Source organism: Acinetobacter sp. Marseille-Q1618 (assembly GCF_902809855.1).
GTDB lineage: Bacteria > Pseudomonadota > Gammaproteobacteria > Pseudomonadales > Moraxellaceae > Acinetobacter.
Genome location: NZ_CADDWJ010000007.1, coordinates 1 through 7,971, shown reverse-complemented (window position 1 = coordinate 7,971; position 7,971 = coordinate 1). Strand labels below are relative to the sequence as shown.

Sequence of the window (7,971 nt, the reverse complement as noted above, 5' to 3'; positions counted from 1 at the left end):
TCGACCAAGCAACACAGAAGCTCATTACTCATTTAGAAAATGAAGTTAAAAAATATCAGGAACGTGAAGAACGTCTGATGCAACAAATTGACCGCATGCAGACACTCATTGAATTAAAAAGTGTGGCACCTGCCACAGCAGTGCCACAATCAGATGCCACGGCATGCGACACAACAACGCAACAGCATGCGACAGACACTCAAGATAATGATAATAAAAAAGAAATTAATAATTCAATAACTGAAAATGTGGCAGTGCCACAATCAAAAGCCACAATAAGCAACAACACTATGCCACAGCATGCCACGTTGCAAAATGTGGCAATACCACAACCTAAAAAACGTGGCTTATTTGGTCGGGTACTGAATGCAGTATTCAATGAGGACTAGGCTCTTGAAGGAGCATTGCGTATGAAAAAATTGAAAGAGATCCTGCAAGGTATTGCCTTTTTGCTGATTGGCATTCCGATCATGATCATGGCGAGTATTTCAGATCAACGAGCCTTTAAAAAGGAGCGAGAACAACGTGAAAAAGCCCAAGAGCAAAACAGATGATTGTTCAGTAAAGTTTATCAATGAAAATCAAAATTGAATATAAAACAGGCATATTGTGTGAATGATCCACTAAAAAGCCCAGTTTGTTCAAACTGGGCTTTTTAGTGGATCTCAATGTCTTGATTTAATTCAATTTCATGAGGGCATTTCGCATAAGGCGTATTATGTTAATTTTAGAAACTCTTAATTTATTAAATCTAAAATCCTAGGTATTAATTGCTCTATTGGTAAACATTCTTTCATTGAAAAGTGAATTTTATCAATAACACCTAATCGTCTTCCATTAGCAAAATCATTATTTGCTACCCTTCTTTGAAATTGTCTACCACCAGTCCGAACATAGATAGGCTCTAGAGTAGATATTTCTTGAAAAACGGTAGTATTGTATATATCTGGACACGGTCTTAGCCATTGCCAAACTATAAAAATTGGGACTTCACGTCCGTTAGTGAATTGTATGGGATCATTTCTTTTACAGTGTAAATAATGCAAAAATTTTGGTTCATCAATAACTAAAGCTTCTTTAGGCATTAAACCAATAAAATTCTGTGCCATCATAAATGCCTGTGAGCCAAGCATTTTAGCTTCTACACGACATATCAATTCATTATTAATTGGATTGAAGACTACTATATCTGGATTTCGATGATCCACAGGATCTTTACATTTGAACGGAGTTGATGCTTCTATCATTAGTACTAATTCATTAACCAATGATTTTGAATTATCTAAATCACTATTAAATGGATAGTTTCCCTTAGATTTTGGAGAACAAAGATCACATGGATCACATACGTAATCGTAATTCTGTAAATTAATATTGCATTTCATAATCATAGTGCCCATGTAGAAATTTTTCTTCTAATTTCCCCAAACCAAATTTCTTCATCTTCACATTTAAAATTGAAGCTAATTAAATTATCCAACTAATTTTTTAATTTATTAACATCCTAAAAATTATGAGTTATTCTTTTTTGAAAAAAGAAAATAAAATCATCAAAAGACATAGGCATATTTTTTTTTTTCCCGCCGTAACGCTTAGTTGAAAATCTATTTAAATTAAAGAAATGTGCTCTAGTGCTTTCAGAAATTTTTGGTGCGATAAATATACAATAAGCATCATGGTCAACTTTACTAACAAGATCTCCGAAATGTCTAGGAACCGAAGAGTTCTCCATATTAAATTGAGTTTCCCCTGAAGACATCGTGACCTCAACAATACATGAGAAAGTACCATAATTAATTTCTATATCAGGATTCTTACCTGGAGCTGTGTTCAAAGGCATGCCATCTAAATCTACTATGAAATTTCCTTCTATTGCTTGTGTATGATTTAGTGCGGCAAAAGCTCTCCATACATTCCATTCAAGAAATAAAGGAGCATCTGGAACTTCTCTTTTCTTAATTTTTTCAAAGATATCTAAAATGTCATCAATATCCGATCTGAGTTTTAAATGGTTAATAGTCTCTTCTATCGTTTTGGTTTTTCGCTTAATTTCTAGATTATTTAACAAATCTTTCGCATCATCAATTGCTAGAGAATCTATAACTATAGATTCATCTAAATCTTTAATTTTAGTGTTAATTAGCTCACGATTATCTTCAAGCACAATTAGCTGATCTGGATCAAAAAGATAGTTTTCATATTCAACTAAACTTAAATTTAAGGCATTACGGTCAGTATTTTCTAATAAAAAATTAACACTATCCTGTTTTAAACTAGATATTTTAAGATGCAAATTTTTATCAATAGTGACTAACTGTGTCCCACGAATATAACGGAAAAATGCATCTGCATAATCCCTCATATTTCCTTCTTTAGTTTTTAAAAATTTTTTAAAAGATGTATCGGAACTTTCTCTTGTTCTAAAGTTTTTTGCTCTTAATTCATCTTTAAATATAATAGAGATTTGCTTTTCGAACTCTTGTGAAACATAAGTTTTCCAGCTAACACTACGATTTTTTTTTCTAGCTTCCCTAAATTTTAAAATCTTATTTTTTATCTCATCAAATTTATGGTAATTAACTAATTGAAGGAAAAATAAAGCTATTTCAGTTTTGGATACAGAACCTAATTCATTGATTAATCTAAGTAATTCCAGATAAGGGCGAACATTAAAATCTACTGTTGGTGATTGAGTATGATAGGGCGAAGGTAATTGAAACTTAAGCAATTGTTTTGTAAATAGCTCAGGTAACCGTTTTTGATTAACTAATTGATTACCTGCTTTAGTCAATTGAATAAGTGGCTTCAATTGAACAAATCCTAATGCTTTAGGAGCTCTAGTTATCCGATCACGGGCAGCTAATGCTGGATCTTGGGGATATGTTGTTCCTTCGTAAAATTTAGAATTAAAAATTGCATCAAAGAAGTTTATTTGATTTTCACGCCATACCTTTCCAGAAAACTGCTGGCTTAATATATCTAATTCTGGAATAATTTTTTCAATGGTTCTTGGTGAAGTAAAACCAAATAAATGCTTAGTCTTTGATAGCGATGCCATTATTTTTTAGAACTCTTTTCTAAGATATCCTCGTTATTATCTATAAATTGTTGAATTCTTTCATTACATAATTCAAAAGATTGCTCTGAAATATCACAACCAATAAAATTACAATCATATTTTATTGCCGCAAGAGCAGCTGAACCACTACCTAAGAATGGATCACAAACAGTAAAACCTGGAATGCTACTAGCCTCAAGCATACGCTCGAAAACCTCTACAGGTTTTTGAGTTGGATATTTGGAATTATGAATACGTTTTATATCCCAAATATCATGTAATGATCTACTACTTACTTTTCGAGTATTACCATTCGTTGCAAACAAAATTAGTTCATGACGACGACGGAAATAATGCCCCATACCAATATTTACTTTATCCCAAACTAACAAATTTTTAACATCAAAATACTCTCTGACTAAAGCACCTAAAGTTAACAAACTGAATGAATCGAACATTAAATAGATATGACCTGTTTCTTTATTCAGAACTCGTTTACATTCACTTAAAAACAAATGGTAATTTTCTTCGGTATCATCAAACTCACTAAACCATTTAGCTTGTTCTGTACCTTTATCAGCATATTTTCCTACAATGCGTCCTTTACCGAGCTTGAGCTTATTATTCATTCCAGAATAAGCTGGATCTGTTGTTAATACATCAATACTATTGTCAGGCAAACTTTGTAAAAAAGAAATTACGTCATTACGTTGAATTGATACATTTCTAGAGATGTTATCATCTGATTTATATTCAAAATTTAGCTCAGCAGAATAGCTGGAAGGTGATAAAGAGTTCATTCAGTGGCAACAAATGTATTAAAATTAATAAAAACCATTATACTTCACAACAGTGTTCTAGATGCTAGATATCCTGTTGATGCCTCTAGAACATTTCCTAATACCTCAATAATTACTCAATATTTAACATAAATCCTAATATTTTTTAGGATCAATAGGACACCAATCATATATTTTTGAATCTCCAAAGGCATAACATGGCTTTTTACTCATCACCCTAACCACTGTTGTACCGTCACTGGTCTTTCTCACTTGCAGCGGATATTCCTTGAGCTGCTTTAAATCGGCTCTACGCTGTTGGATCTCATCTAAACTAGGCACCATCATTATAAAAAGCACCATGATCGCCATGACCACGGTAAAAATACCACTGCCACATAACGCAATGAACTTCCAAGACAACTGATTGATATTCTTTTGAATAGCCTGATTCAATTGATTCATCTGCTTAGCTGTTCCAAGCATTTGCTCAGCACCTTGTTTTAATCCCTCATCAACGGCATTGGATACCGTTGCTTGGGTTTGTGTAGCAATCACTTTTTTAATTTGATCTTGCGTTAAGTTCAAATTTTGGATCGCCTGATGAATCGCATTCTGCTGTTCTTCAGCAATCGCCATCAACGCATAGAGTTTCTTTTCTTCTGGTGTCATCGCGCCATCCCCCTAGATGGTGGGTTTAACTTTTCTTGTTCCTGTTCTAACTTCTGTTGTTCTTTCAATTGCTGTAAAGCCTGTGCCTTAAACTGCTCAAAATCAGCCTTAAACGCTGCTTTGCCTTGTTCAATCTCTTGCGCCAAACTTTTCCCCTGTTGGATCTTCGCCAGTTCTTGACTCAAATCGCCTAAGTCATACTGCTGCACCAGTCGATCCGCTTGTCTGGACTGCATCAATGCGTTACGGACCACAGGATCTTTGGCTTGACTCGGGAGCAATTTTTTTTCAGGTGCTTTTTCAATGCCTTGATCTTTGTAACTCCGCATATCAATTCGAGTATCCAGTCCTGCACGTTCTAAGTGCTGATTACTCAAATCCTCCCATCTTTGTCGTAATGCCTTGATTTCATCTTTTCGGGTTTTATGGTCTTTGCCTGTATTGTCTTTTTTAGCTCCGCCTTTTTCGGGTGTTTTGCTGTTATAGCGTTTGAAATACTGTGCTGGGTCGCGCTCAATCCCATCTTGCAGCCGTTCATTAAACATCAAATGTGCATGCGGCTGTTCTAAGCCATCCATCGCCTTTGGATTATGGATCGCCAGTTGATAGGGATATTTTGTCCCGATCTCCTGAGCAATAAAATCTTGGGTCAATTCAATCCGTTGCTTTGGGCTTAATTCTCTCGGCAAGGCAATCTCAAATTCACGGTAGGTACTGCCATTTTTTCGCTCATACAAATCCGCAGCTTGCCAAAACAGATTAGGATTTTCTTCTGCCCATTTCGGCATATTTCCATAAGCTGCATGTTCTAAGTCATCCAGTTTTTGTTTTTCATATCGACCATCACGGTCAATATATTCGGCATGCGCTGATGCTTTTCCGACTTTGCCAACCTTTACGCTTAATCGTGCAATTGCCATTGTGATTACCTTGCTTTTGCTTTTTAAAACTTGCGCAGCAAGTTTTTGGGGTACAGGGGGAACCCCTGTCGTGATTAGGTTTCTATCGAAGATAGAAACGTCTAAGCGCGCCATCAAAAAATTTGATGGAAATACGATTGAGATTCACTAAGACGTTATAACAAAAATAGTGGACGATACGGCAATTATTTTTGTTATCGTTGTTTGTAATCGAATAAATATTTTATCAAGGCACACAAGATGAATAACACATGGCTATCTGAAAAATTAACTTACATTGCTGCATTAAAAAATCCGAGTGATGCCCAGCAATTACTTTTAGAACTTTCCAATATTTCACAACGCACACCCGAACAAGAAAAAAAATTAGCAACACTGATCAAAGCAGAAAAAGCCATAGACCGAGCGAACAAAGAAAAAATAGCCGTCCGTAAATTACTCAATGCTGAAAAAGAGGCAGAACGTAAAGCCAGAACCAGACACTTGATTCAATTGGGTGCATTATTTGAAATTGCAGCATTGGATCAGCGCAACCCAGCTGAACTTTTAGGCATCCTGTTAAAAACTGCTGAAATCGCACCAGACGACCCAAAATGGGAAATATGGGCTGAGATAGGTCAAACCTGCTTAAACGAGCGTACAGCGCAAAATAAAGCGAAATAACCTCATTTATTCACTCGTCATAAAGCTTGTTGATTAGAAATGGATTTAAAAGATGGTCTGATCTGCTTCAAAACAGTGTGTTTAGCGAGTGTCTACGAGCGCCACAACGAAAAGTCGCGCCTAGACCTTCTGAAAAACCGCTTTTTAAGGCTGTATAGCCTAAAAAAGCATAAATCACATGTTTAAACTGGCTCCTAGACCGAGCATAGCGAGCAAAAAGTTCTATGAGCGAAGCGAATTCATCATGCTCTTGCCTTTGCTTTTGCTCTTTTTAACTTCACGAAAACATGAACCAAAAAATTGCCCCTCGAATCGAGCGAAAGCGAGATTCAATAGAGTTTGAGCGTAGCGAAAACATAGGGCAATTTTTATTGATGCTTCATTTTTAATAATTTTTATTTTTAATAATTTTTAAGCCTAAGGAAAGCTTTATATAGCAATGGTTTTAGTCTATATAAGTACACCAATTCCGATATATAAGTACACCAATTCCGATATATAAGTACACCAATTCCGATATATAAGTACACCAATTCCGATAATATTGACACTTAAATTATAAAGGTGTACAAATATACTTAAATTATAAAGGTGTATTTATGTGAAAAATGATTTGGTTGTCAAAGATAATGCCCTAATTAATGCTAGTTATAGTCTTGGTCTTGTTGAACAACGGCTGATTTTATTGGCGATTGTAATTATTAGAGAACACACTCATAACATGGCTCTTGATTACATTGCCTTTAACAAACCTATTGAAATTACAGCAGAAAGTTATATTAATACATTTAATGTGAGTCACAGCACAGCTTATGAATCATTAAAGGATGCCTGTAAGTCTCTATTTTCAAGACAATTCAGTTATCAAGAAAGTAGAGGGAAAGGTATAGCTCATAAGACTACTCGTTGGGTATCAGACATTGCATATATTGATAACTCTGCAACCATTGAGTTTACTTTTGCTCCTGCTGTTTTACCGTTGATTACATACTTAGAAAAACACCTTACAAGCTATGAATTAAAACAAGTAGCAAACTTAACCAGTGGTTATGCTATTCGCCTATATGAGCTTCTGATTGCTTGGCGTAGTACAGGAAAAACGCCTTTAATTGATCTATATGAATTTAGATCAAAGTTAGGTATTGGAGATGATAAATATCAACGAATGGGGCAATTGAAAGAAAAAGTTTTACACCTTGCTATTGAGCAAATTAACGCACATACAGATATTACTGTTAATTATGAACAACATAAGCAGGGAAGAAATATTTCAGGTTTTTCCTTTAAATTTCAGCAAAAGAAAAATGAAAAAATATCACTAAAAGATCAAAAAGATTCAAACAAAGTCGATATTTTTTCAAAAATGTCAGATGCCCAACGCCATTTATTTGCCAATAAACTTTCTGAATTGCCTGAAATGGAAAAATACTCGCAAGGTACTGAAAGTTACCCTCAATTTGCAGTCCGTATAGCGGAAATGCTACAAGATCCTAAACGCATTAAAGAGCTTTTACCTTATTTGATAAAGGTTGGATATATGCCATCAAATAAAAAGGACTCTATAAATGGCTAAATTATCGCTTAGTGAAGTTTCTAAACAGTTCAATATTGATAGATCAACTGTTTACCGAGCTATACGCAATGGACGCTTATCACGCTCTAGTGATGGTCAACTTGATCTTGCAGAAGTTATTCGATGCTTTGGAGAGCCTAATTCAGCATCTCAACCAAGTAAATTCATCGAACAAAATATCGACCAAGCAACACAGAAGCTCATTACTCATTTAGAAAATGAAGTTAAAAAATATCAGGAACGTGAAGAACGTCTGATGCAACAAATTGACCGCATGCAGACACTCATTGAATTAAAAAGTGTGGC

The 7,971-nt window shown here is 35.0% G+C and carries 10 protein-coding genes; 5 read left to right on the top strand and 5 right to left on the bottom strand.

What is annotated here, in order from left to right:
- Together HUS24_RS16920 and HUS24_RS16915 are read left to right on the top strand one after the other, a co-directional pair.
- Positions 1-389: DNA-binding protein (locus tag HUS24_RS16920; protein ID WP_173913125.1), on the top strand; the 389-nt coding region annotated here is incomplete at its 5' end.
- A gap of 21 nt (positions 390-410) precedes the next feature.
- Positions 411-554 (top strand): hypothetical protein, encoded by a 144-nt coding sequence (locus HUS24_RS16915; RefSeq protein WP_173913124.1) that lies wholly within the window; start codon positions 411-413, stop codon positions 552-554.
- A 183-nt stretch (positions 555-737) separates the two neighbouring features.
- On the opposite strand, the gene HUS24_RS16910 is transcribed toward HUS24_RS16915, so the two are convergent.
- The 5 genes from HUS24_RS16910 to HUS24_RS16890 form a co-directional block, all read right to left on the bottom strand.
- Positions 738-1,400: a hypothetical protein gene (locus HUS24_RS16910; protein WP_173913123.1), complete on the bottom strand. Its 663-nt coding sequence runs from the start codon at positions 1,398-1,400 to the stop codon at positions 738-740.
- 104 nt (positions 1,401-1,504) lie between these two features.
- Positions 1,505-3,058: an AlwI family type II restriction endonuclease gene (locus tag HUS24_RS16905; RefSeq protein WP_173913122.1), complete on the bottom strand. Its 1,554-nt coding sequence runs from the start codon at positions 3,056-3,058 to the stop codon at positions 1,505-1,507.
- Positions 3,058-3,858: a site-specific DNA-methyltransferase gene (locus tag HUS24_RS16900; RefSeq protein ID WP_173913121.1), complete on the bottom strand. Its 801-nt coding sequence runs from the start codon at positions 3,856-3,858 to the stop codon at positions 3,058-3,060. Before HUS24_RS16900 ends, HUS24_RS16905 begins: the two co-directional genes overlap by 1 nt.
- Before the next feature lie 135 nt (positions 3,859-3,993).
- Positions 3,994-4,509: a hypothetical protein gene (locus HUS24_RS16895; RefSeq protein ID WP_173913120.1), complete on the bottom strand. Its 516-nt coding sequence runs from the start codon at positions 4,507-4,509 to the stop codon at positions 3,994-3,996.
- Positions 4,506-5,429 carry a MobA/MobL family protein gene (locus HUS24_RS16890; RefSeq protein ID WP_173913119.1) on the bottom strand — a complete coding sequence of 308 codons (924 nt, stop codon included), beginning with the start codon at positions 5,427-5,429 and terminating at the stop codon, positions 4,506-4,508. The genes HUS24_RS16895 and HUS24_RS16890 overlap by 4 nt, the downstream gene beginning before the upstream one ends.
- A gap of 240 nt (positions 5,430-5,669) precedes the next feature.
- On the opposite strand from HUS24_RS16890, the gene HUS24_RS16885 reads away from it, so the two are divergent.
- The 3 genes from HUS24_RS16885 to HUS24_RS16875 form a co-directional block, all read left to right on the top strand.
- Entirely contained in the window at positions 5,670-6,092 is a 423-nt protein-coding gene (locus HUS24_RS16885; RefSeq protein ID WP_173913118.1) for a conjugal transfer protein TraD, read from the top strand.
- Between the two features lie 601 nt (positions 6,093-6,693).
- Positions 6,694-7,665, top strand: coding sequence for a replication initiation protein RepM (gene repM / locus HUS24_RS16880; protein ID WP_173913117.1), 972 nt, complete (start codon positions 6,694-6,696; stop codon positions 7,663-7,665).
- The coding region (locus HUS24_RS16875; RefSeq protein WP_217424369.1) for a plasmid replication DNA-binding protein at positions 7,658-7,971 on the top strand (314 nt) is incomplete at its 3' end. The genes repM and HUS24_RS16875, both read left to right, overlap by 8 nt.